Origin of the sequence: Janthinobacterium sp. EB271-G4-3-2 (genome assembly GCF_020858035.1) — a bacterium.
Classification (GTDB): domain Bacteria; phylum Pseudomonadota; class Gammaproteobacteria; order Burkholderiales; family Burkholderiaceae_D; genus Janthinobacterium; species Janthinobacterium aestuarii.
Genome location: NZ_JACYMG010000006.1, coordinates 227,536 through 251,163, shown reverse-complemented (window position 1 = coordinate 251,163; position 23,628 = coordinate 227,536). Strand labels below are relative to the sequence as shown.

Sequence of the window (23,628 nt, the reverse complement as noted above, 5' to 3'; positions counted from 1 at the left end):
GCCCATTTTAATCGACTCTCGGTGACACACGGGCAATTTCATGTCCTGCCCGCCTGGCGCCCGCTCCGGTATCATGGCGCCTTTGCCCGCGAGATATTCATGCTCAGTCCCGACCAGTTCCTGGCCTTCCTGGCCGCCGCCGTTTTGATTACCGCCAGCCCCGGCCCCGACAACCTGATGGTGCTGGGCGTGGGCATGTCGCGCGGACGCCGCCAGGGCATGGCGTTCGGCCTGGGCTGCGCCCTTGGCTGCCTCACGCACACGGTGCTGGCGACCATCGGCGTGTCGGCCCTGCTGGCCGCCTCGCCCACGGCATTTACGGCGCTGAAAGCGGCCGGCGGGCTATATCTTGTATGGCTGGGCATCGGCGCCTTGCGCAGCCGCGGCGGCGCCAGAGCCGATGGCGCGGCGGCCTTGCCCGGCGAATCCTTGCTGCGCCTGTTCGGCAAGGGACTGTTTGCCAACAGTATCAATCCGAAAGTCGTGCTGTTTTTCCTGTCGTTTCTGCCGCAGTTCATCGTCGCGGGCCAGGGCAATCCCAGCTGGCAGACGGCGCAGCTGGGCCTGGTCTTCACGGCGCAGGCGTGCGTGCTGTTCGGCCTGCTCGGCTATTTTTCCGGCGCCGTCGGCCTGTGGCTCAACCGCCGCCCGCGCGCCGGCCTGTGGCTGGACCGGGTGGCCGGTACCATTTTCATCGGCCTGGGCTTGCGATTGATCCTGGCCCGCTGACGTCTTGCCGGGCGGTAATGCGAAACGCCAGTTCCATCTGATCCTGCACGGCCATGGCGCCGCCCAGGACGGCGAACGGCACGATGCCGAAGTCGCTTTGTTTCAACAGCAGGCTGCCGCTGGCCTGCAGGCGGCGTCCGTCGGCCGCTTGCTCGACCCGCACCGGCAGCTGCACCGTGCGCGTCACGCCATGCAGGGTGATGTCGGCATCGAACACCTCCTTGTTGCCCGTGCGGCGCGCGTCGATGCTGACCCACGGATAGCGTTCCGCCTCGAGCACGCGCACCAGCATGTTGTGGCGCGTGCCGGCGATGGCGTCGGCCGACGGCGTCGTCGTCAATCCGGCCGCCTGACGCAAGCTTGCTTCATCCACGCTCATCTCGTCGAGCCGGAAACGCAACTGCGCGCGCCCCGGCGCGGGCGCCACCACGCCCTGCAGGCTGCGGCTGGCCACCACGTGGTCATGCCCGAGCCGCGCCAGCGCGCCGCCACGGCGCACGGTGATGGTCAGCAGGGATTCGTCGGGCGCGATGTGCAGCAGCCGCACGCCTTGCCGCTGCCACGCGGGCGCGGGCATGGCGGCAGGGGGAGCCGGTGCGGAGGCAGGGGCAGGCGCGGGCGGCAAGGGCGTGCAGGACGCCAGCGCCGCGCAGGCAAGCAGGAAAACGGTGCGAAGGTTCTGGATGAACATGGGGCGGAAGGGGCAAGGGCGATGGGGGCATAGTACGCGATCCGCGCGGCGGCGCGCGTGCAATGTTAGAGCTAGGTCATATGGCGGTCATATGACGCTGTTATGATGCTTTTGTTGGCACACAGCATGCGATGCGCAGATCACTACGCTCCGGGAGCGATAGGATGCAGGCATGACTCAACAGCTTAGCCGGTGAGCTCAACCATCGGCACCAGACACGTAAAACTTGTTTTATAGCAATAATTGCAGGGCGGGGCAGGGGAAATACGGGAAACGGGCGGGGATTTAATGAAGTCCTAAGCCTGTTTCAAAGAAGGGCTGGCATAGTGGATACATGGCGCACGGAAACCCCGAGCGCAAGGTTGCCGGACACCTCAATGACCGGCACGATTTCCACTTTTTCATGTGTTTTCCCGTTTTATCCCTGCGCTCTGAAACAGCGTTTCAACCGGCTACCGCACTTTGCGAAGCCGGTTTTTTTTGCCTGCGTTTTCATCAGTTCCCGGCGCCGCAGCGCCGGGATGCCAATTACTTAGCCCGCCTGTTTCGCCAGCCACGCATCGACGGCTGGCAGCCGTTCGGCGCGCAGCTTGATGCGGTACTTGATGCCTGCCACCGAGCTGTCGGCGTCGCCGCGCGCGCTGGCCGGCAGGTTCGCTTGCGCGTACGCTTCCAGCTTGGCGATCATGTCAGGCTGCGCCGAGCCGGCGGCCAGACGCGGGAAGTAGCGGCTGCGCGAGCTGGCGTCGATGCGCGCATTGACTTGCTCCAGGTGCGCCAGCGCGAAGTCGAAGGCCAGTTCCGGATGCGAGCGCGACACGCGCGAGATCATGGCCGGGCTGTTCGTCACGCCCGGTTCATCCGTCAGTGCCAGCGCCAATGCGCGCTGCGCCAGTGCGGGATCGTCGGTCGAGGCCAGCAAGTCGTACAGCTGATTCTTGACCAGCGGCGTCTTTTCCTGCCGCGCCTTGGCGTGCAGCTGCTCCCAGGTGGCGGCGTCCGCATGCTGGGCCACCACGCCCAGGATGGTGCGGCGCAGCGGCGCGGGCACGGCGGTGGGGTCCTGTTCGCTGGCCGCATAGCGGCGGCGCGCCTCCGCGATCACGCCCGGTTCGCCCATGTCGCCGAGGATGGCGATCAGGCGGCCGCGCAGGGTTGCCACGCTGGACGCCTCGCCCGCGCGCGCTTCCCAGCCCGTCTGCGCCATCATCGGCGCCAGGCGCGCCATGGCGAAGCGGCCGAAAGCCTGCTGGCGAACGGCATCGCCGGCATACTGTTCGTACAGGCTGCCCAGTGAGCTGGCCACCTTGCCCAGCACCTGCGGATCGGCCGACAGCGGCGTCGCCTTCACCAGTTCCAGGAAGTCGGCCAGGTTTTGCGTACCGGCCAGGCCCAGCGACTGGCTGTCCGCCAGCAAGCCCAATTGGTCGATCGGCGCCAGGCGCGCGAAGCTGTCCGCCAGAGCGCGCGTGTTGGCTGGCGCGTACACGGTGCGGTAATAGCCGCTCTGGCCCGCGTTCACGAGCAGGGCGCCGCAACCGGGCACGTTCAGGGTGGCCTTGCCATCCTTGAGAACCACCTTGGCCAGCTTGCCATTGCCGACCGTCGACGCGATGACCGGCACTTTCCACGACAGCGGTTTTTTATGCGGCTGGTCCTTGGAAAATTCCGTCTGCGTCAAGGTCACGCGCGTATTGCCTTTTCTGCATACTGCTTCGCCCACCGTGATCATCGGCACGCCCGGCTGCAGGGTGAAATCATGGGCGATGGCGCTGACAGGCTTGCCTGCGGCCGCATCGACTTCGCGCCACAGGTCGTCGGACACCGTATTGCCATAGGCATGCTTGCGCATGTAGCTGCGCACGGCCGTGCGCCACGTATCGGCGCCGACATACGCTTCGAGCATGCGGATCACGGCTTCGCCTTTTTGATAGGTGATGCCGTCGAACGCCTGGCTGGCCTGCTCCACGGTGGCGATGCGCTGCACCACGGGGTGCGTGGTGCGCAGCGCATCCTGGCTCATGGCCGACTCGCGTCCGCCGACACTGGACAGGGCCGTGTTCCACTCCGGGTGCAAACGCTCCGTGGTGCGGCTTTCCATCCACGAGGCGAAACCTTCGTTGAGCCACAGGTCGTCCCACCAGCGCATGGTGACCAGGTCGCCGAACCACTGGTGCGCAATTTCATGCGACAGCGTGGTGTAGATGTTTTCCTTGTCGGTCTGCGTCGAGATGGTCGGGTCGAGCAGCAGGCCGTATTCGAAGGTGAAGACGGCGCCCCAGTTTTCCATGGCGCCGAAGAACTGGCTGCGGCCCGGAGCGGCGATGTTGTCGAGCTTTGGCAGCGGGTAGCGCACGCCGAAATAATCGTTGTATTCGCGCAGCAGGGCGGCCGACTCGTCGAGCGCGAAGCGGCTTTGCGCCAGCGCGCCCTTCTTCGTGATGACGCCTATCTCCGTGCCGTCGCTCATGGCCGTGGCCCGCTCGAAGTCGCCCAGGCCGAAGAACAGCAAATACGTCGACATGCGCGGCGTGGTGGCGAAGCGCACGTGCTTGGTGCCATTGCCCAGGTCCTCGCTGCTGGCGATCGGCATGTTCCCGACGGCCATCTGGCTGCTCGGCACGATCACGTCCAGCGCGAAGGTGGCCTTGTAGTCCGGTTCGTCCCACGACGGCAGCATGCTGCGCGCGTCGGAATTTTCGAACTGCGTGTACAGCGCGCGCTGGCGGCCCTGCGGCGTGTCGTAGTCGAGCGAGAACAGGCCCGTGGCCTGCGTGCCGATCTTGCCGCTGTAGTCGATGCGCAACAGGTACTCGCCCTTGGCCAGCGGCTGGGCAAAATGCACGGTGGCCGTCTGCTTGTCCGCATCGAAATCGATCTTGCGCGTCACCTGCTTGCTGCCGCCCGCGCCTTCGATGGTGGCGGCGGCAAACGCCAGGTTCAGGGCATTGAAGGTGATGCTGCTTGTCGGCGCGTCGACGGCGACCTTGATGGCGGCTGCGCCCTTGAAGGTGGAGGCGGCGGCGTCCGGCGTGATCGACAGCGCATAGTGCAAAGGCGTGACGCCGCGCGGCAGCTGCGTGGTGGTCGTGGTGGCGTGGCTGGCCGAGGCGTATTTCGGTGCCGTGGCGGCGTGGCCCGCATGGGCCGCGGTCATGGAAGCCAGCGCCAGGACGGCGGCGGCCAGTTGGCTGCGGCGGAAACGCGGAGTCGGTGTGCGATGCATGGTATGCCCTTCGTTCATGAGTAAAACGCCCGCCAGCCGGGTAGGCTGCGGGCGTTGATGGCGGTGGCGGGACATCGCTGGAATTGAAAGCCAGCGTTCCCGTACAGCAATCTAAGGTGAAACGGGGGCAAAGTCAACGCGCCAGGGGCGCCGCACCATGGCGGTGCGCTGGTATGATGGGTGCATGACTGTACCGCCGCAGGCCAGTCCCGCAGCCGCGCCCACCAACATAACAAGACGAGACCCAAGCACATGAAACTGATTATCAGCCCCCGCACGCCCAATCCGCGCCGCGTCACCATGTTCATCGCCGAGAAGGGCATCAGCGGCATCGAGGAAGTGGCGCTCGACCTGATGGCGGGCCATCACCGCGACCCTGCCTTCCTGGCGAAAAACCCGCTGGGCCGCGTGCCCGTGCTGGAACTGGACGATGGGCGCGTGCTGACCGAGACGCGCGCCATCTGCACTTACCTGGAGGGCTTGCAGCCGCAGCCGAACCTGATGGGAGAAGGTTACGAGGAGCGCGCGTTCATTGAAATGGCCGACCGCCGCGTGGAACTGCATTTGTTCAGCGCAGCCGCCAACTGGGTGCGCCACGGCCATCCGGCCCTGGTGGCGCTGGAAAACCCGCAGTTTCCCGATTTCGCCACGGCGCAGGCGGGCAAGCTGCGCGAGACGGCGCAATGGCTGGACCAGGTGCTGGCTCACCAGCCCTACATCGCCGGCGACCGGTTTACGATTGCCGACATCACGGCCTTCTGCGCGCTGGAATTTGTGCGCGGCCTGATGAAGTACCGGCCCGGCGCGGAAGGCTTGGCCAATCTGCAGGCCTACCGCGACCGCATCGCGGAACGGCCCAGCGCGCAGGCGAAGTAAGCCGTGCCTGCAGGCCGCGTCGACCTCCGGTCTGCGGCAGCCGCTTTCTCCAGGCAGGTCGGATTGGTGGGACGCGTAATCCGACACTGCATCTGGGCCAAGGCAACAATGTTGTCGGCTTACGCCCGTTGGGCTAAGCCGACCTACGCCGACCGACAGGCTGGTAGGTCGGATTAGCGCGTGAGCGGGTAATCCGACACCACCACATTACTTCAGCTGCTCCCGCAGGAAGGTGTAGGTCAGTGCCCACATCAGCGCCTGCTGGTCGTTGTTGGCGGCGCCGGCATGGCCGCCTTCCGTGTTTTCCCAGTACAGCACGTCGTGGCCTTGCTCTTCCATCTTCGCCACCATCTTGCGCGCATGGCCAGGGTGGACCCGGTCGTCGCGCGTCGAGGTGGTAAACAGCACGCGCGGATATTTCTTGTCCTTGAAGACGTTCTGGTACGGCGAGTACTTGCTGATGTACGCCCATTGTTCCGGCACGTCCGGGTCGCCATATTCTCCCATCCACGAGGCGCCCGCCAGCATCTTGTTATAGCGGCGCATGTCGAGCAGCGGCACCTGGCTGACGACGGCGTTGAACAGGTCGGGACGCTGCACCAGCACGGCGCCCGTCAGCAGGCCACCATTGCTGCCGCCCATGATGCCCAGGTGGCGCGGGCTGGTGACCTTGCGCTTGATCAGGTCCTGCGCCACCGAGATGAAGTCGTCATACGCACGCTGGCGGTTTTCCTTCAGCGCCGCCTGGTGCCAGCGGGGACCGAATTCGCCGCCGCCGCGGATGTTCGCCAGCACGTACACGCCGCCCTTTTCCAGCCACGCCACGCCGGTGGTGCCGCTGTAGCTTGGTTTGAGCGACACTTCAAAGCCGCCATAGCCATACAGCACGGTGGGGTTGCTGCCGTCGAACTTCGTCTTCTTGCCCATGATGGCGAAATACGGCACTTTGGTGCCATCCTTCGACGTCGATTCGAACTGCTCGACCTTGTACGGCGTGGCGTCGTAGTAGGCGGGCAGCGACTTGATCTTCGTGCGCTGGTCGCTTTGCGCCGTGGCCAGGTACAGGGTGGTCGGGTTGAGAAAGTCGGTCACCGTCAGGAAGTACTGGTCCGAGTCGACGGAGTCGAGCGCGCTGACGGCCAGGGTGCCCAGCTTCGGCGCATCGACGGCGCGGCGCTGCCACTTGCCGTTCACGTGGCGCAGTTCCGTCAGGCGGTTCTTGACCTTGTCCAGCGTGGTGACGAGGATGGCTGACTTGGTCGCCGTCACATTGTCCAGCGACGACGTGGCCGTGGGCGCGTACAGCACTTCCAGTTCCTGCTTGCCTTGCATGAAGGCCTTGAAATCGGTGGCCAGCAAGGAGCCTTGCAGGTAGGTCTTGCCGTTGACTTTCCAGTCCGAGCGCAAGGTGATGACCAGCTGGTCGCGCACGGTGAAGGCCGTAGCGTCGTCCGGCTTCGGCACTTTCTTCAACTCGGCGCCGTCGCGCAGGAACATCTCGCCGCTGTAGAAATCGATTTGCCGCTCGATGAACTGATGTTCGTAGCCTGGTGTGAAATCCTTGTAGGCTCCGGCGCTCAGGTCGTCGGGCTTGGCTTCATACAGCGTTTGCGCCTGCGCCAGCGGCGTGCCGCGCTGCCACTGCTTGACGATGCGCGGGTAGCCGGAGCTGGTCATCGAGCCGGGGCCGAAATCGGTGGACACGAACAGGGTATCCTGGTCGATCCAGCTGGCGCTGCCTTTCGCTTCGGGCAAGGTGAAGCCGCCGTCGACAAAGGCGCGCTTGGCCACGTCGTATTCGCGCACCACCTTGGCGTCGCCGCCGCCGCGCGACAGGGAAATGAGGCAGCGTTCGCCCTTCGGATACAGGCAGGAGGCGCCGCCCCAGACCCAGTTTTCACTCTCGCCGGCCGCCAGCTGGTCGAGGTCGATCACGGTTTCCCATACGGGTTCGGCCAGCTGGTATTGCGCCAGGGTCGTGCGGCGCCAGATGCCGCGCACGTGCTGGGCGTCGCGCCAGAAATTATAGTAAAACCCGCCTTCCTTGCTGACGTAGGGAATGCGTTCCTTCGAGTTGAGGATGGTTTTCAGGCGCGCCTGCAGGGCGGGGAAGCCGGGCTGGGCTTCCAGTTCCTTGGTGCTGACGGCATTGTGCTGCTTGACCCAGGCCAGCGGCTTGTCGCCGAGGACTTCTTCCAGCCACAAATGAGGATCGGTGTTGGCGGCGGCAGGGGCGGGGGCTTGTGCATGGGCGATGCCCGCTGCGGCCAGGCCGAGCAGCATGCTGCCGGCGAGAGTGCGATATGACGACATGTAAGGTTCCTGGTTGGTCCGATGGAGGCCGCGTTGCAGGCAAAACGGCGCAGCCATGGTGCCATGGATTGCTGCGAGGAACCAGTGTCTATGGACGGCTACTTAAAAAATAATTACTTTTCCAATATTGTTTGCTGGAATGGAAGCTGGCCGCAGAATCTGCGGCGTACTGCCCCCTTCAGGATACGCCAGGCCCCATCAGGGAGGTCACGGTGAGCCGCGTCTGTTCGACATCGCCGCCGTCGCAGTGATAAATCCATAGGGCATCGTTGTCGCGGCTGTCGATGAACAGGATGCGCGTGTTTTCCTCGCCGATGGCCAGGCACCCCGCCAGCTCGGCAGGACTGAACGGTGCAGCCTGCTTCGACCCCGTTCCCGCCGCTTGTGCCAGCGCCTGCGCAAAGCCAGCCAGTTGCCTGACTGCCAGATAGCTTGTTCCATCCACCTCGACCTCTTTGCACAGCGCGTCCAGGCTGTACAGCGTGAAGGGGGCTTCATCTGTGAAAATCGCCACGTCGGGACGTGGCTTTGCGCTGCGGAGGCGAGCGAGATAGGCCTGGGGCAAGGCCACTTTTTTCCTTGTCAGCAATTTTTCCAGCTGCTTGCCGCTTTTCTTCGCTACCCGGACGGCCTTGGGCGCGACGGCATCGCACGCCTGCGCTGTCCAGGCGACCGGATTGAACTGGAACATCCTTGCACATGCGGGGCAGTGCAGGAACATGAAGGTCATACTTTTGCCGATGGCCGTTTTCAAGAACGCGCCATCCGAGGCATCCATTGCGCTGCTGTCGAAGTGGCGTCCGCAGTCGCCATCGTAGGGGCACGTGATTTCAAGCATAGGCGTATTTCTCCATCCGCAATGCGATCTCTTCTTTTTCCTCCGAAAAAGAGGCTGCGGGATTTTTCTGCCAATAGGCAATGCCTTCGTCCAAGGCCCACAGGGCTTTTTCCTGCTTGCCCGCCATCAGATAAAAATCGCAGGCCCTGGCATGCGATTCTTGCGCTTCGGCCAGGGCCAGGGCCGCATTTTCCCAATTGGAAAGGTGCTCAAGCCAGGGGACGGCCAACTCCAGCAGATTGTCATGCAGGCGGGCCATGACCGTTGCCCGATGGGACGGATCGACGAGCTGGTGTTCTTTGTCCTCCTTGTCATCGATGACAGGGAATTGCCAGTTTTTGATATTCCAGTCCGCCACGCCGCCAACGATATTGTTGACAGGTTCACAGCCGTAGCGCGCCGTGTGCCATGTTGTATAGAATTTGGACGAGACTCGATAGTGGCTCCAGAATGCCACGCAGACATCCTCTTCGTTGTGGCGGTTGGCCTGGAAATGGATGGCCTGGACGAATTCGTTCTGCGTGCGCTTGAAGGTCAGCTGGCTAGGCGAGAACTTGAAGCCCGCTGCGCCCAGCGGCTCCAGCAAGTACGCTTCAATATTGGCGATGATCAGCGCTTTTGGTTTCATTCCGTTTCCTGGCATGGGTCGGTTGCGCAATGTTGCCATAGATCAGTGCCAGCGCACCTTGCTGCGGGCAATCGTGCGAGAGAAAACCTGCTGCCATTTTCCCTGCACGCATTCGGACGCAGAGTCCTAGCCCGGCAGCTTCGCCACCACCTTGATCTCGAACTGGAAACCATACAGCCACGTCACACCCACGGCCGTGACCGTCGGGTGCGGTGCCGGGCCCCAATACACCGCCTGCACGATATCCCAGATGCGCTGGAAGTTAGCCTGCGGGTCGACGATAAAAATGGTCACGTCCTGCACGTCGTCGAAGGTGCAGCCGGCGGCTTGCAAGATGGCGTTCAGGTTGTCGAACGCGCGCCGGACCTGGGCGTCGAGCCCGGGTTCGGGTGTGCCGTCTTCGCGGCTGCCGACCTGTCCCGACACGAACAGCAGGCCGTTGGCGCGCACGGCGGGAGAATAGCGGTTCTGTTCATACAGGGCTTGGCGGCCCGCAGGGAATACGACGTCGCGTTTCATCAGCTTTCCTTTTTTGATGCAGCGAAGTTGCTGCCTGGAGAACACTTTATCTGCTGCCAACCTGCGGATAAAGCGGCCAGATCGGACTGGACTATTTGTATAATCCAAATAATCGAATGGCGGAGGCGTGGATGGACAGGTTTGATGCGATGAAGGCGTTCGTGCGGGTGGTCGAGACGGGCAGTTTTACGCGCGCGGCCGCGACCTTGCACATGAGCCGCACCACGGTGACGCAACTGGTGCAGCAGCTCGAGGCGCGTCTGCGCCTGAAATTGCTGAACCGCACCACGCGCAAGGTCAATGTGACGGCCGATGGCGCGGCCTATTACGAGCGCATCGTGCAGGTGCTCGATACCCTGGAAGAAATCGAAACGAGCTTGCCGCATGCCGCCGCCTTGCCGCGTGGCCAGTTGCGGGTGGACGTGCCCAGTCCGCTCGCCGCTTTGCTGCTGGTGCCGGCGCTGCCCACGTTTCATGCGCTGTATCCCGATATTGTGCTCGACATGGGCGCCAGCGACCGCATGGTCGACGTGATCGCCGACAATGTCGATTGCGTAATACGCGGCGGTGCCATCAGCGACCAGTCGCTGATGGCGCGCAAGCTCGCCGACTTGCCACTGGGCGTATATGCGGCACCGGCCTACCTGCAACGGGTGGGCACGCCCTTGCATCCGCTGGACTTGCAGGACAGCGCGCACCGCATCGTGCGCTTTCGCTGGGGACGCGGCGGCAACGGCTTTCCGTACGTGATGCACCAAGAGGGCAGGAGCGTGAAGATCCATGGCCAATATGTGCTGTCGATCGACGATGGCAACGCCTACCTGGCAGCCGGGGTGGCGGGGCTGGGCGTGCTGTGGCTGCCCGATTATATGGCGCGGCCGCATGTGGCCAGAGGCGAGCTGCTGCCGCTGTTCGAAGCATGGACAGCCGATCCCATGCCGCTCTACCTCGCCTATCCACCGAACCGCCATGTCAGCAAAAAACTGCGCGTCTTTATCGACTGGGTGGCCGAATTGATGGCCCGGCATTCCGCCCGCGTTGTCGCCGTCACGGTAGCTGATTGACCCACACGGGCGCCGACCAGACGATGTTGCCGTCATCCTGCGTCAGCCGCGCGTAATAGAAATGGGGGCCTGGCGCGGGCGTGATGGTGACCTCGGCCTGGTCCGATACTTGTGTGACGGAACCGTTGCCGCCCGGCACGCCGTGGAAGATGGCGATGGCGGCCGCTTGGCGCCCGGCGCTGTTGCTGAAGCTGATGGCCAGGCGCAAGGGACCGTGGTTGTCGAAGCGCTCTCCCATCAGCTTGCCATTGGCCGTGAACAGCAGTTGCGCATGCTTGTCCATGGTGGCGTAGACGCGGCGCGCGCGCAGCGCGTCGAGGAAGCTGTCGCGTGAAACGGGCGTGCCGGCCACCAGGACGGCCGTGCGGTTGCCATACGACGCGCCCCAGTTGGCGCAGTGGTTATCCTGGTTGCTGCTGAAGGCCACGTGGTAGCCGGCCGCCAGAGCCCGGTTGCAGGCCACCTCGTAATTGCTGCGCCGGGTTTCCGTTTCCGCGTCGTTTGTGGAAAACGCGGACGTATTCATGACTTCGCACAGCACCATGGCCGCGTCGCCGTCCGGCGTGTAGCCGAGCGGCTGCTCATTGACGAGAAACTGGCCAGTTTGGGCCGGGTGATTGAACTGGCCGATCCAGCCCCGTTCGCGCATCAGCTTGTATAGGCCCGCGTAATCGCCCTTCGGCGTCTCGATATTGGCCAGCAGTTCGCCATGGGCATTTTTTTCCCAGCCCAGCAACTGCCCGCTATTGATGATATTCAGGTGGCCACCCTTGTTGATGACGCCCCATTCCATGCCGTACAGGGCCAGGAAACCGGGATGGGCGGCAGTGTAAGCGGCCGCTTCAGCCAGCCCCGTCTGGTACAGCGCGATCGCTTCGGCAGGGGTGGCAGCGCTATTCGTGCCGTCCGAACCGTCGTACATATGGTTGTGCTCGGATGTCAGCAGGACGTCGAGCCCGTGTTCTTGCGCATACTTGTAGGCATCGATGGGGCCGTAGGGTGCCGTTTGCGGGTCTTGCGCGCCATGGCAGGCGTCGAGCGCCGCGCCGCCGTCGCTGTGGCGCGTCTGGCTGTGCAGGTTGGCGTAGACGATGCGGTAGCCGGGCTGGCCTTCCAGGCCGGGCAGTTGTTGCAGGCCGGCCTGGAAGGCGCGCACCCTGGGCGCCGTGCTTGCACCGCGCTGCACCTGGATGGGCCACTGCTGTTCCACCTGCGCTTCATGCGGCGTGCCCGCGTCCGCCACCGCAAGCAGGCGTAACTGATACAAGCCGTCCTGTGCCAGCACGCGCCGTTCGCGCGCATCGGCGTCGGCGCGGCCATCCCAGGGCAGGTTCACGCTCTTGCCGTTGGCCCCAACCTGTTCCGTGCCCGACCAGCGCCGCAGCACGGCGCCTTGCGGGCCGGGGCCCGATAGTGTCAAGGTCCAGCGCACGGCATGGCTGCGCCCCTCGTCGGGATAGGTGAGCCGCACGACAAATGTACGCGCCTGCGTGACCCGCTCACCGCGCGCGGCGTGAAAGGGCGCGACAACGGTGGCATCAAGCTCGCTGTGTTCCTTCGGCTCTTGCGCGGCGGCAGTGTTACTCCATGTTATCAGCAACAAACCCGCGCACGCACATGCCATCCATGGCGACCAAGGTGGCCTTAGGCGTCGTCGTTGCAGTGTCTTGACCATCGTCGCCTCCCGCTACTGCTTCAGATGTGGTTTAGACAAGAAATGCCATCGCTGGTTCCCGCATGCACCAGCAAGTGGCGTGCTTGCACCGTGATTGGTCATGATCTGGCGCAAAGCCAGTGCGAATGAGGCCACTTGCCCGTCAGACAAGCTGGCACGGCGCTTGCTAAACAGAAGGTACGGATCAACGGCGATCCCCTGAATAAACGAACAACGGTCCAACGACGGACCACATGGACAACGGCGTCCGCCCAGGCTGATTTTGCATCGGCGGGGCGGGCGCCGTTTTGTTTTATCAACGGGATATTTCGGGAACCTATCATGGCCAGCCAAAAAGCAACGAGCATCGCGCTCTTCTCCCTCGCCACGCCGCCCATGCGCGCATTCCACCTGACGTGGATGGCATTCTTCGTGTGTTTCTTCGCCTGGTTCGCTTGCGCTCCCCTGATGCCTGTCATCAAGGGCGAGTTCGGCCTTTCCTTGGCGCAAGTGGCCAACATCAATATCGCGGCCGTCGCCATCACCATCCTTGTGCGCCTGATCGTGGGGCCGTTGTGCGACCGCTACGGCCCGCGCAAGACCTACACGGGCTTGCTGCTGCTGGGCGCCATTCCCGTGCTGGGCGTGGCCGCGTCGCAAAGCTATGAAAGCTTTCTGTTCTTCCGTCTGGGCATCGGCGCCGTCGGCGCCAGCTTTGTCATCACGCAATATCACACCTCCGTGATGTTCGCCCCTCGCGTCGTGGGGACGGCGAATGCGGCCGCCGCCGGCTGGGGCAATGCGGGCGGCGGCGCGGCGCAGGCGCTGATGCCACTGCTGCTGGGCGCCGTGCTGATGCTGGGCGTGTCCGAATCGCTGGGCTGGCGCGTGGCCCTGCTGGTGCCGGGCGTGCTGATGCTGGTGATGGCCGTTCTCTACTGGCGCTATACGCAGGATTGCCCTGAAGGCAATTACTCGGACTTGCGCGCCGCCGGCACCGCCATCGAAGGCGGCAAAGGTGGTGGCAAAAGCGGTGGCTGGGACAGCTTCAAGGCCGCCAGCAGCAATTATCGCGTGTGGCTGCTGTTTGTCACCTACGGCGCCTGCTTCGGCATCGAAATCTTCATCCACAACATCGCCGCCGTGTACTACGTCGACCATTTCGGCCTGTCCTTGAAATCGGCCGGCCTGGCCGCCGGCAGCTTCGGCCTGCTGGCCCTGTTTGCCCGCGCTCTCGGTGGCTGGCTGTCCGACAAACTGGCCCTGCGCGGCAACCTGAACAGCCGCGTGACCCTGCTGTTCATGCTGATGATAGGCGAAGGCGTTGGCCTGCTGTGGTTTGCCAAGGTCGACAGCGTCACCTACGCCGTCATCGCCATGCTGGTCTTCGGCCTGTTCACCCATATGGCGTGCGGCGCCACCTACGCGCTGGTGCCTTTCATCGACAGCAAGGCGCTGGGCGGCGTGGCCGGCATCATCGGCGCGGGCGGCAACGTGGGCGCCGTGGCGGCCGGTTTCCTGATGAAGGGCACGGGCGATATCCGCCAGACCCTGATCATCCTGAGCGCGCTGGTGGTGATCTCGGCCCTGTGCGCCATCGCCGTGCGTTTTACCCGTGCAGCGGCCGAACCGAACATGGCCGCGGCCTGAGGAGACAGTAATGACTCACCCTTTGAACATCGTCGTCCTTGGCCATGGCATGGTCGGGCATAAATTCCTCGAACGCCTGGCATTGGAAAACGCGCCGCACCTGTCCGTGACGGTCTTGTGCGAAGAGCCGCGCCCCGCCTACGACAGGGTGCACCTGTCCGAATTTTTCAGCGGCAAATCGGCCGACGACCTGTCCCTGGTGGCGCCCGGCTTTTTCGACAAGGGCAACGTCGTCCTGAAACTCAATGCGCGCGCCGTGTCCATCGACCGCGTGGCGAAAACCGTCACGGCCAGCACCGGTGACGTGCTGGCCTACGACAAGCTGGTGTTCGCCACCGGCTCGACGCCGTTCGTGCCGCCGCTGCCGGGCAAGGAGCGCGATGGCTGCTTCGTCTACCGCACCATCGAAGACCTGGAAGCCATGCTGGCCTGGGGCGGAAAGTCAAAGACGGGCGTGGTGATCGGCGGCGGGCTGCTGGGCCTCGAATGCGCGAAGGCTTTGCGCGACCTGAAACTCGACACCCACGTGGTGGAATTCGCGCCGCGCCTGATGGCCGTGCAGGTCGACGAGGGCGGCGCGCGCGTCCTGCGCCGCAAGATCGAAGAGCTGGGCGTGACCGTGCACACGCAAAAAAATACGCTGGCCATCGTCGACGGCGAAGAAGCCACGCACCGCATGCAGTTCGCCGATGGCAGCCATCTGGAAGCGGACATGATCGTCTTCTCGGCCGGCATCCGTCCGCGCGACGAACTGGCGCGCGCCTGCGGCCTGGATGTGGGCCCGCGCGGCGGCATCGCCATCGACGACAGCTGCGTCACGTCCGACCCGGACATCTATGCGATCGGCGAATGCGCGCTGTGGGGCGGCCTGGTCTTCGGCCTGGTGGCGCCAGGCTACGAGATGGCCCGCATCGCGGCGCGCCACCTGTTGCAGGAAGAGGGCGAAGCGTCGTTCAAGGGCGCCGACATGAGCACCAAGCTCAAACTGATGGGCGTGGACGTGGCCAGCCTGGGCGATCCGCATGGCAATGCGCCGGGCAGCCGCTCCTACCAGTTCATGGATGAACGCAAGCAGATCTACAAGAAAATCGTCGTTTCCGATTGCGGCAAATATCTGCTTGGCGGCGTGATGGTGGGCGACGCCAGCGAATACGGCACCTTGCTGCAGATGATGCTCAATAAAATCGAGCTGCCGGCATCCCCCGAATTCCTGATACTGCCGCAGGCCGATGGCCAGCAAAAGGTGGGCCTGGGCGTGGACGCCTTGCCCGAGTCGGCGCAAATCTGCTCGTGCAACGACGTGTCGAAAGGCGCGCTGTGCGCGGCCGTCGCCGATGGCGCCACCACCATCGGTGCCCTGAAAAGCTGCACCAAGGCGGGCACCGCGTGCGGCGGCTGCGTGCCTTTGGTCACGCAGATCATGAAGGCGGAAATGCAGAAGCAGGGCCTGGCCGTCAACAACCACGTGTGCGAGCACTTTGCGTACTCGCGCCAGGAATTGCACCACCTGGTCCGCGTGGGCAAAATCCGCAGCTTCGGCGCGCTGCTGGCCGCGCATGGAAAGGGCCTCGGTTGCGACGTGTGCAAGCCCGTGGCGGCGAATATCCTCGCTTCGTGCTGGAACGATTTCGTGCTCTCTCCCGTGCACGCCAGCCTGCAGGACAGTAACGATTACTTCCTCGGCAATATCCAGAAGGATGGCACGTATTCCGTCGTGCCACGCATGCCGGGCGGCGAAGTGACGGCCGATGGCTTGATCGCCGTGGGCATGGTGGCGAAAAAATACGGTCTCTATACCAAGATCACGGGCGGCCAGCGGGTCGACCTGTTCGGCGCGCGTGTCGATCAATTGCCGGCCATCTGGGAAGAATTGATCGCGGCCGGCTTCGAGTCGGGCCACGCCTACGGCAAATCCTTGCGCACGGTGAAATCGTGCGTCGGCTCCACCTGGTGCCGCTATGGGGTGGCCGACAGCGTGGGCTTTGCGATCCAGCTGGAAAACCGCTACAAGGGCTTGCGCACGCCGCACAAGATCAAGTTCGGCGTCTCCGGCTGCACGCGCGAATGCGCCGAGGCGCAGGGCAAGGACATCGGCCTGATCGCCACGGAAAAGGGCTGGAACCTGTACGTGTGCGGCAATGGCGGCATGAAGCCGCGCCATGCGGAACTGCTGGCGTCGGATCTCGATGAAGCCACCCTGGTGCGCTATGTCGACCGCTTCCTGATGTTTTACGTGCGCACGGCCGACCGCCTGCAGCGCACCAGCGTCTGGCGCGACAACCTGGAAGGGGGCCTCGATTACCTGAAAGCCGTCGTCGTGGCCGACCGCCTGGGCATCGCCCACGAACTGGAAGCGGACATGCGGCACGTGGTCGACACCTATGCCTGCGAGTGGAAGGAAGCCGTGTCCAACCCCGCCGTGCGCCAGCGCTTCCGCCATTTCGTCAACAGCGAGAAGAACGATGAAAACGTGGTGTTCGTCGAAGAGCGGGGCCAGATCCGGCCCGCCACCGAACTGGAACGCCGCAGCACCGTGATCCCCATCCTTGCCGTGGAGGCGTGAGCCATGAATGCGATGAATGAACTTTCCGGCGCCACCGCCGACAACTGGGTGGCCATCTGTCCCTTGGCCGACATCGTGCCCGACACGGGCGTGTGCGCGTTGCTCGGTGGCCGCCACGTGGCCGTGTTCCGCGTCGGCGATGCTGCGCCGCGCGTGTACGCCATCGACAATATCGACCCGAATGCGGGCGCTTCCGTGCTGTCGCGGGGCCTGGTGGGCAGCATCGGCGAGCGCGTCGTCGTGGCCTCGCCGATCTACAAACAGCACTTCGACCTGGCCAGCGGCGAGTGCATCGAAGCGCCCGAGCATTCGGTCGCCGCATGGCCGGCGCGCGTGTTTGCCGACATGGTGTGGGTGGCCCTGTGAATCCGCCAGTCAAGGCCACTGCGCGTCCCTCGCTGGTCGTCGTCGGCAACGGCATGGCCGGCATGCGCACGGTCGAGGAACTATTGAAACTCGCGCCGGACCTGTACGACATCACCGTGTTCGGCGCCGAACCGCACGGCAATTACAACCGCATTTTGCTGTCGCCCGTGCTGGCCGGCGAAAAGTCGGTCGACGACATCATGCTGCACACGCGCGACTGGTATACGCACAACGGCATCACCTTGCACGCGGGCGACCCCGTCATGCGCATCGACCGCCAGGCGCGCACCGTGCAATCGCTGTCCGGCATCACGGTTGCCTATGACCGCCTGCTGCTGGCCACCGGATCCACGCCGTTCATCGTGCCGGTGCCCGGGCATGATCTGCCGGGCGTGATCGGTTTTCGCGATATCAGCGACGTCGACACCATGCTGCAGGCGGCGCGCACGCACCGCCACGCGGTGGTCATCGGCGGCGGCTTGCTGGGACTGGAAGCGGCCAACGGCTTGCAGCGCCAGGGCATGGACGTCACCGTCGTGCACATGAGCGGCGCCCTGATGAACCAGCAGCTGGACGCACCCGCGTCGATGCTGTTGAAATCGGCGCTGGAAGCGCGCGGCCTGCGGTTTTTGATGCAGGCGCAAACCTCCGCCATCATGGGCAGGACCCGCGTGGAAGGCGTGCAGTTTGCGGACGGCAGCAGCATTCCCGCCGACCTGGTGGTGATGACGGCCGGCGTGCGCCCCAACATCGCGCTGGCGCAAGCGGCCGGCCTGCACTGCGAACGGGCCATCGTCGTCGACGACTGCCTGCAAAGCTACGACCCGCGCGTGTACGCCGTGGGCGAATGCGTGCAGCACCGGCGCGCCACCTTCGGCCTCGTCGCGCCCATCTGGGAACAGGCGCGCGTATGCGGCGCCCACCTGGCCGGCGCAGGGCACCGCCGCTACGTGCAGCAGGCCAGCGCCACCAAATTGAAAGTGACGGGCATCGACCTGTATTCGGCCGGCGACATCATCGGCGGCGAGGGCAGCGAAGACCTGGTGCTGCGCGATCCGCGCCGCGGCGTCTACAAGCGCCTGGTGGTGCAGGGCAGCCGCCTGGCCGGCGCCGTGCTGTATGGCGACGTGCAGGACGGCCCCTGGTATTTCGACCTGATCCAGCAGCGCCGCGACATCAGCAAGCTGCGCGCCCATTTATTGTTTGGCCAGGCGCTGTGCGCCCAGGCCGCCTGACAGCGACCAACAGGACCCCCATGACCACTTGCACGCCCGTGAAAACCACTTGCCCGTATTGCGGCGTCGGCTGCGGCGTGGAAGCGACACGCCTGCCCGACGGCGCCATCCGCATCGCCGGCGACATTGCGCACCCTGCCAACGAGGGCAAGCTGTGCGTGAAAGGCTCGGCCCTCGGCGACACCCTGGATCTTGATCAGCGCCTGCTGCAGCCGCAGGTGCGCATCGACGGCATGCTGCGGCGCGCTTCCTGGGATGCCGCGCTGGACCAAGTGGCCGGCGGCCTGCGCGCCATTATCGACAAACACGGCCCCGACGCCGTCGCTCTGTACGTCTCGGGCCAGCTGCTGACGGAAGACTATTACATCGCCAATAAATTCATGAAGGGCTATGTGGGCAGCGCGAATATCGACACCAATTCGCGCCTGTGCATGTCGTCGGCCGTGGCCGGCCACAAGCGCGCGTTCGGCGAGGATATCGTGCCGGGCTGCTATGAAGACCTGGAACTGGCCGACATGGTGGTGCTGGTGGGTTCGAACACGGCCTGGTGCCACCCGATCCTGTTCCAGCGCATCGCCCGCATTCGCGAAACCCGGCCGGAGATGAAACTGGTGGTGATCGATCCGCGCCGCACGGCCACCTGCGAGCTGGCCGACCTGCACCTGCCCGTGAAACCGGGCACGGACGTGTGGCTGTTCAACGGCTTGCTGTGCTACTTGGCGCGTGAAGGCGCGATCGCCGGCGATTTCGTGACGCGGCACAGCAGCGGCCTCGATGAAGCGCTGGCAGCCGCCCATGTCGACTGTTCCGATCCTTTGCGTGTGGCGAAAATCTGCAAGGTCGACCCGCAAGCCTTGCTGGCGTTCTACCAGGCGTTTGCCGCCACGCGCAAGGTCGTCACGGCCTTTTCGCAGGGCGTGAACCAGTCGTCGAGCGGCACGGACAAGGTCAACAGCATCATCAACTGCCACCTGGCGACGGGGCGCATCGGCCAGCCCGGCATGGGACCGTTTTCCCTCACGGGCCAGCCGAACGCCATGGGCGGGCGCGAAGTGGGCGGCCTGGCCAATATGCTGGCGGCGCATCTGGATCTCGACAAGCCGGCGCACCGCGCAGCCGTGCAAACCTTCTGGGACTCTCCGCGCATCGCCGACAAGCCTGGCCTGAAGGCGGTGGAGCTGTTCCACGCGATCGAGGCGGGCAAAGTGAAAGCCGTGTGGATCATCGCCACCAATCCGCTGGTCAGCATGCCGGACGCCGACCAGGTGCGCCGCGCGCTGGCCAAATGCGAGTTGGTGGTGGTGTCGGACATCAGCGCCGGCTCGGACACGAACGCCCATGCCGACGTGCTGCTGCCCGCCCTGGGCTGGGGTGAAAAGGATGGCACGGTGACCAATTCCGAGCGCCGCATCTCGCGCCAGCGCGCCTTTCTGCCGGCGCCCGGCGAAGCGCGCGCCGACTGGGACGTGCTGTGCGACGTGGCGCGCCGCATGGGCTATGCCGGCTTCGATTTCACGGCGCCGCAAGCCATCTTCGACGAGCACGCGCGCCTGTCCGCCTTCCGCAACGACGGGGCCACAAAGCGTTTGTTCAACCTGGGCCACCTGGCGGGCCTGGATGCGGCGCGCTACGACGCGCTGGCGCCGCAGCAGTGGCCGCAAGGCCAGGCGCGCCTGTTCGGCGACGGCCGCTTCGCGCATGCGGACGGGCGCGCGCGCTTCGTGCCGACGGCGCCATGCGCGCCGCGCAACGTGCCAGACGAGGACTATCCGCTCATCCTGAATACGGGCCGGGTGCGCGACCAGTGGCATACGATGACGCGCACGGGCAAGGCGGCCAGGCTGTCGGGCCATATCGCCGAAGCGTTCATCGACATCCACCCGCAGGATGCGTTGCTGTACAGCGTGCGCGAAGGCGAGCTGGCGCGCATTTCCAGCGCCTGGGGCGCGATGGTGGCGAGGGTCGTGCATGGCGGCGGCATCGCGCGCGGCCAGGTCTTCGTGCCGATCCACTGGAGCGACGCGAATGCGTCGGACGCGCGCGTGGGCGCCGTCGTCAACCCCGTCGTCGACCCCGTCTCGGGCGAGCCCGAATTCAAGCACACGCCCGTGCGCATCGAGCAGTTCCGCGTGCACTGGCATGCGTTCGTTTTGAGCCGCACGCCCTTGAACCTGGACGGCGTGGCGCACTGGACGCGCATCCAGGGCGAGCAGTTCCTGCGCTACGAGATGGCCGGCCGCCAGCGCATCGACGACTTGGGCGCCTGGGCGCGCGCGCTGCTCGGTGTCACGGACGACAATGCCGACTGGCTCGATTACGCGGATGCCAGCGCCGGCGTGTACCGCGCCGTGCACCTGGACGACGGGCGTATCGCGCAATGCGTGTATGTTTCACCCCGTCCCGACCTGCCGTCGCGCAGCTGGCTGGCGGGCCTGTTTGCGCACGCGCAAATGGATGCGCTTGATCGCGCCGGCGTGCTGCTGGGCCAGCCCATCGGCAAGGGCGTGGACGCCGGTCCCATCGTGTGCTCGTGCTTTGGCGTGGGGCGCAACACCATTTGCGCGGCCATCGCCGGGCAAAAACTGGAGACGACGGCGCAGGTGACGGCCTGCGTCAAGGCGGGCGGCAATTGCGGCTCCTGCGTACCAGAGATACGACAGTTGCTGGCCGAAATGCGCGGCGCGGCCTGATACACTGTCCTTTCACGTGAGGCTTTGTTATATTGCCGCTCTACAACATAGGGGCAGGATAATGATAGCAATGCAACATCAGACGGTCTGGCTGACGGGCCTGAGCGGCGCCGGCAAGACTACTGTTGCGCTGGCGCTGGCGCAAGCGCTGCAGGCGCAGGGACACGCCGTGACATTGCTCGACGGCGACCAGTTGCGCCATGGCTTGAACCGGGACCTGGGTTTTACGCCGCAAGACCGGCATGAAAATATCCGCCGCACGGCCGAAGTGGCACGCCTGATGAATGACGCGGGCCTGATCGTCATCGCCGCCTTCATTTCCCCGTACCGCGCCGACCGGGCTATGGCCGGGCAGATCATCGGCGCGGCGCGGTTCGTCGAGGTTTATGTCAGCACGCCCGTTGCCGTGTGCGAGGCGCGCGACGTCAAGGGCCTGTATGCCAAGGCGCGCGCGGGGCAGCTGGCGCAATTCACGGGCGTTTCCGCGCCCTATGAAGCGCCGCTGGCACCCGCGCTGACGCTGGACACGCAGGCGCTGGCGCTGGACGAGTCGGTCGAACACATTTGCCGGTACTTGCGGCAGCGCCAGTGACAAGCTGGCGCAAACGACTGCGCCGGCGCCTGCCCGCCAGCCTGAAGGCGCGCATGAGCGTGGTCGTCTTCCTGCTCGTGCTGGGCGCGGTCGCCTCGCTGGCACTGGCCACCCTGGCCGTGGCCGAGCGCGGCATGCGCGACGTGATGGGGCGCCAGCAGTACGTATCGCTGGCCAGCGCCGCCGTCTTCATCGACGAGGAACTCGACGCGAAGCGCAATGTGCTGCGCGCGATCGCGGACAGCCTGGCGGCCGGCGGCGTGCACGACGGCGCCAGCCTGCAGCGTTTCCTGGCTGCGCAAACGGTGCTGAGCAAGGAGTTTTATTCGGCCGGCGTGGTCGGTGCCGACGGCATCGTCCTGGCCAGCGTGAGTCCCTTCAAGCCGCAGGCGGGGCTGAATGTGAAAGGCCGCTCTTACTTTGAACAGACGCTGGCGACCCGGCGTTCCGTGATTTCATCGCCGCTCAACGGCAGCATTTCCGGCATGCCCATCGTGGTGGTGACGCAGCCCGTGTTCGACGCGCACGGCGGCGTGCGCTATGTGCTGGCGGCCAGCGTCAACCTGCGCCAGCCCGATTTCCTCGGCCGTCTCGGCGCCCTCAAGCCGGGCCCTGGCGGCTACCTGTACATCATGACCAGCGAAGGCGTCATCGTCGAGCATCCCGACAAGTCGCGCATCATGCAGCATATCGAAGCCCACGGCCCCGTCAGCGTGCCCACGCGGAGCGCCATGCAGGGCTACGAAGGCTGGATGACGGGTACCACCACGCAGGGCATCGATGCCCTGTTCGCCTACCACCGCATCGCCTCGACGGGCTGGATACTGGCGTCCGTGTATCCGATGAGCGAGGCCTTTGCGCCGCTGCACGCCATCCGCAGCAAGATCCTGCTGGCCGCCGTGCTGCTGGCGGCGCTGGCTGGCCTGGCCGGCTGGCGCATCGTGCTGCGCCTGTTGCGGCCTTTGGAGCGCTTGCGCCGCCAGGTGCACCAGATCCGCCGCCAGCGCCTGGGCATCGAGGCGCTGCAAATCGAGCGGCGCGACGAGATCGGCGACTTGAGCCGCGATTTTTACTCGCTGGTGGCCGAGCGCGAAATCGCCGAGGCGCAAACGCGCGACAGCGAGCGGCGCTTGAAACTGCTGACGGACCATGTGCCCGTGGTGATCGTGTATATCGACCGCGAACACCGCTACCAGTTCATCAATGCGACGTTTGAAAAATGGTTCGGCGTCTCGGCCAGGGAGAGCCTGATGCATTCCATGCGCGAGGTGCTGGGCGAGGAAGCCTACCAGCTGCGCGAGCAGCACCTGCTGCGCGCCTTCGCGGGCGAGGAGGTCGACTATGAATTCACGGTCGACAACGAGGCGGGGGAGCGCACCTTCCATACCAGCTACGTGCCCGATGTGGGCGAGAGCGGCGCGGTGGAAGGCGTGTATGGCCTGATTCACGAAATCACCAAGACCAAGGCGATGCATACGGCGCTGCAGTTCGCTGCCGCCACCGACACCCTGACGGGCATCGCCAACCGGCGCCGCTTCGACGAGCAGCTGGCGCAAAGCATGCAGCGCACGCGCGCCGCGCGCGCGCCGATGGCGCTCGCCTATCTCGATATCGACCGTTTCAAGGCCATCAACGACAGCCTGGGACACAAGGCGGGCGACGAGGTACTGAAGGAATTCGCTTCGCGCCTGGTGCGCAGCGTGCGCGCCAGCGACCTGGTGGCGCGCCTGGCCGGCGATGAGTTCGTGATCATTCTCGAAGGCGTGAACGGCGCGGCCGAAGTGCGCCAGGTCGGCGCCAAGATCGTCGACGCCATCCGCCAGCCCTTCGAGCTGGCCGGCGGCCCGCTGCCGGTGACGACCAGCATCGGCATCGCCATCTTCCGCGAAGGCGCGCTGACGCCGGCGCAGCTGCTGGACCTGGCCGACCAGGCCCTGTACGCGGCCAAGGGGCAGGGCCGCGATGGCGTGGCGCTGCTCGAGGCGGTGCCGTAG

General features: G+C 65.0%; 17 protein-coding genes. 10 read left to right on the top strand and 7 right to left on the bottom strand.

Going from position 1 to position 23,628, the window contains the following annotated elements:
- The first annotated feature begins 99 nt into the window (after positions 1-99).
- On the top strand, positions 100-729 hold the full coding sequence (locus IGS55_RS15135; RefSeq protein WP_230516331.1) for a LysE family translocator: 630 nt from the start codon (positions 100-102) through the stop codon (positions 727-729).
- Here the strand turns inward: IGS55_RS15135 and IGS55_RS15130 are convergent.
- Together IGS55_RS15130 and IGS55_RS15125 are read right to left on the bottom strand one after the other, a co-directional pair.
- Positions 692-1,420, bottom strand: a complete 729-nt coding sequence (locus IGS55_RS15130) for a YceI family protein (protein ID WP_230516330.1) — start codon at positions 1,418-1,420, stop codon at positions 692-694. The two genes, IGS55_RS15135 and IGS55_RS15130, sit on opposite strands and share 38 nt — an antisense overlap.
- Before the next feature lie 532 nt (positions 1,421-1,952).
- The gene (locus IGS55_RS15125; RefSeq protein ID WP_230516329.1) at positions 1,953-4,646 is read right to left on the bottom strand and encodes a M1 family metallopeptidase; all 2,694 of its coding nucleotides are present in this window, start codon (positions 4,644-4,646) and stop codon (positions 1,953-1,955) included.
- Positions 4,647-4,898: 252 nt separating this feature from the next.
- On the opposite strand from IGS55_RS15125, the gene IGS55_RS15120 reads away from it, so the two are divergent.
- Positions 4,899-5,522 carry a glutathione S-transferase family protein gene (locus tag IGS55_RS15120; protein ID WP_230516328.1) on the top strand — a complete coding sequence of 208 codons (624 nt, stop codon included), beginning with the start codon at positions 4,899-4,901 and terminating at the stop codon, positions 5,520-5,522.
- Positions 5,523-5,729: 207 nt separating this feature from the next.
- Here IGS55_RS15120 and IGS55_RS15115 read toward each other — a convergent pair whose 3' ends face one another.
- From IGS55_RS15115 to IGS55_RS15100, 4 genes are all read right to left on the bottom strand, one after another.
- Positions 5,730-7,835: a prolyl oligopeptidase family serine peptidase gene (locus IGS55_RS15115; RefSeq protein WP_230516327.1), complete on the bottom strand. Its 2,106-nt coding sequence runs from the start codon at positions 7,833-7,835 to the stop codon at positions 5,730-5,732.
- Positions 7,836-8,013: 178 nt separating this feature from the next.
- A complete protein-coding gene (locus IGS55_RS15110; protein WP_230516326.1) occupies positions 8,014-8,673 on the bottom strand; it encodes a hypothetical protein in 660 nt (219 codons plus the stop codon).
- Positions 8,666-9,301, bottom strand: a complete 636-nt coding sequence (locus tag IGS55_RS15105; RefSeq protein WP_230516325.1) for a DUF4304 domain-containing protein — start codon at positions 9,299-9,301, stop codon at positions 8,666-8,668. The genes IGS55_RS15110 and IGS55_RS15105 overlap by 8 nt, the downstream gene beginning before the upstream one ends.
- Before the next feature lie 126 nt (positions 9,302-9,427).
- Positions 9,428-9,823, bottom strand: coding sequence for a RidA family protein (locus IGS55_RS15100; RefSeq protein ID WP_230516413.1), 396 nt, complete (start codon positions 9,821-9,823; stop codon positions 9,428-9,430).
- A 128-nt stretch (positions 9,824-9,951) separates the two neighbouring features.
- On the opposite strand from IGS55_RS15100, the gene IGS55_RS15095 reads away from it, so the two are divergent.
- Positions 9,952-10,884: a LysR family transcriptional regulator gene (locus tag IGS55_RS15095; protein WP_230516324.1), complete on the top strand. Its 933-nt coding sequence runs from the start codon at positions 9,952-9,954 to the stop codon at positions 10,882-10,884.
- On the opposite strand, the gene IGS55_RS15090 is transcribed toward IGS55_RS15095, so the two are convergent.
- Positions 10,868-12,487: a CehA/McbA family metallohydrolase gene (locus IGS55_RS15090; RefSeq protein WP_230516323.1), complete on the bottom strand. Its 1,620-nt coding sequence runs from the start codon at positions 12,485-12,487 to the stop codon at positions 10,868-10,870. The two genes, IGS55_RS15095 and IGS55_RS15090, sit on opposite strands and share 17 nt — an antisense overlap.
- A gap of 393 nt (positions 12,488-12,880) precedes the next feature.
- On the opposite strand from IGS55_RS15090, the gene IGS55_RS15085 reads away from it, so the two are divergent.
- The 7 genes from IGS55_RS15085 to IGS55_RS15055 all read left to right on the top strand — a co-directional run bounded on the left by IGS55_RS15085 (position 12,881) and on the right by IGS55_RS15055 (position 23,628).
- Positions 12,881-14,188 carry an MFS transporter gene (locus IGS55_RS15085; protein ID WP_230516322.1) on the top strand — a complete coding sequence of 436 codons (1,308 nt, stop codon included), beginning with the start codon at positions 12,881-12,883 and terminating at the stop codon, positions 14,186-14,188.
- A 10-nt stretch (positions 14,189-14,198) separates the two neighbouring features.
- The gene (nirB, locus tag IGS55_RS15080; protein ID WP_230516321.1) at positions 14,199-16,751 is read left to right on the top strand and encodes a nitrite reductase large subunit NirB; all 2,553 of its coding nucleotides are present in this window, start codon (positions 14,199-14,201) and stop codon (positions 16,749-16,751) included.
- A 12-nt stretch (positions 16,752-16,763) separates the two neighbouring features.
- Entirely contained in the window at positions 16,764-17,117 is a 354-nt protein-coding gene (gene nirD / locus IGS55_RS15075; protein WP_034754999.1) for a nitrite reductase small subunit NirD, read from the top strand.
- On the top strand, positions 17,114-18,352 hold the full coding sequence (locus IGS55_RS15070; protein WP_329958124.1) for an NAD(P)/FAD-dependent oxidoreductase: 1,239 nt from the start codon (positions 17,114-17,116) through the stop codon (positions 18,350-18,352). The genes nirD and IGS55_RS15070 overlap by 4 nt, the downstream gene beginning before the upstream one ends.
- A 20-nt stretch (positions 18,353-18,372) precedes the next feature.
- Positions 18,373-21,042, top strand: a complete 2,670-nt coding sequence (locus tag IGS55_RS15065) for a nitrate reductase (protein WP_230516320.1) — start codon at positions 18,373-18,375, stop codon at positions 21,040-21,042.
- A gap of 70 nt (positions 21,043-21,112) precedes the next feature.
- The gene (cysC, locus tag IGS55_RS15060) at positions 21,113-21,634 is read left to right on the top strand and encodes an adenylyl-sulfate kinase (RefSeq protein ID WP_230516319.1); all 522 of its coding nucleotides are present in this window, start codon (positions 21,113-21,115) and stop codon (positions 21,632-21,634) included.
- Positions 21,631-23,628, top strand: a complete 1,998-nt coding sequence (locus IGS55_RS15055) for a diguanylate cyclase domain-containing protein (RefSeq protein ID WP_230516318.1) — start codon at positions 21,631-21,633, stop codon at positions 23,626-23,628. The genes cysC and IGS55_RS15055 overlap by 4 nt, the downstream gene beginning before the upstream one ends.

What these genes read in the sequence shown, in the direction of transcription:
- IGS55_RS15135 (WP_230516331.1), top strand. Translation starts at nt 100, where the DNA reads ATGCTCAGTCCCGACCAGTTCCTGGCCTTCCTGGCCGCCGCCGTTTTG.
- IGS55_RS15130 (WP_230516330.1), bottom strand. Translation starts at nt 1,420, where the DNA reads ATGTTCATCCAGAACCTTCGCACCGTTTTCCTGCTTGCCTGCGCGGCG.
- IGS55_RS15125 (WP_230516329.1), bottom strand. Translation starts at nt 4,646, where the DNA reads ATGCATCGCACACCGACTCCGCGTTTCCGCCGCAGCCAACTGGCCGCC.
- IGS55_RS15120 (WP_230516328.1), top strand. Translation starts at nt 4,899, where the DNA reads ATGAAACTGATTATCAGCCCCCGCACGCCCAATCCGCGCCGCGTCACC.
- IGS55_RS15115 (WP_230516327.1), bottom strand. Translation starts at nt 7,835, where the DNA reads ATGTCGTCATATCGCACTCTCGCCGGCAGCATGCTGCTCGGCCTGGCC.
- IGS55_RS15110 (WP_230516326.1), bottom strand. Translation starts at nt 8,673, where the DNA reads ATGCTTGAAATCACGTGCCCCTACGATGGCGACTGCGGACGCCACTTC.
- IGS55_RS15105 (WP_230516325.1), bottom strand. Translation starts at nt 9,301, where the DNA reads ATGAAACCAAAAGCGCTGATCATCGCCAATATTGAAGCGTACTTGCTG.
- IGS55_RS15095 (WP_230516324.1), top strand. Translation starts at nt 9,952, where the DNA reads ATGGACAGGTTTGATGCGATGAAGGCGTTCGTGCGGGTGGTCGAGACG.
- IGS55_RS15085 (WP_230516322.1), top strand. Translation starts at nt 12,881, where the DNA reads ATGGCCAGCCAAAAAGCAACGAGCATCGCGCTCTTCTCCCTCGCCACG.
- nirB (WP_230516321.1), top strand. Translation starts at nt 14,199, where the DNA reads ATGACTCACCCTTTGAACATCGTCGTCCTTGGCCATGGCATGGTCGGG.
- nirD (WP_034754999.1), top strand. Translation starts at nt 16,764, where the DNA reads ATGAATGAACTTTCCGGCGCCACCGCCGACAACTGGGTGGCCATCTGT.
- IGS55_RS15065 (WP_230516320.1), top strand. Translation starts at nt 18,373, where the DNA reads ATGACCACTTGCACGCCCGTGAAAACCACTTGCCCGTATTGCGGCGTC.
- cysC (WP_230516319.1), top strand. Translation starts at nt 21,113, where the DNA reads ATGCAACATCAGACGGTCTGGCTGACGGGCCTGAGCGGCGCCGGCAAG.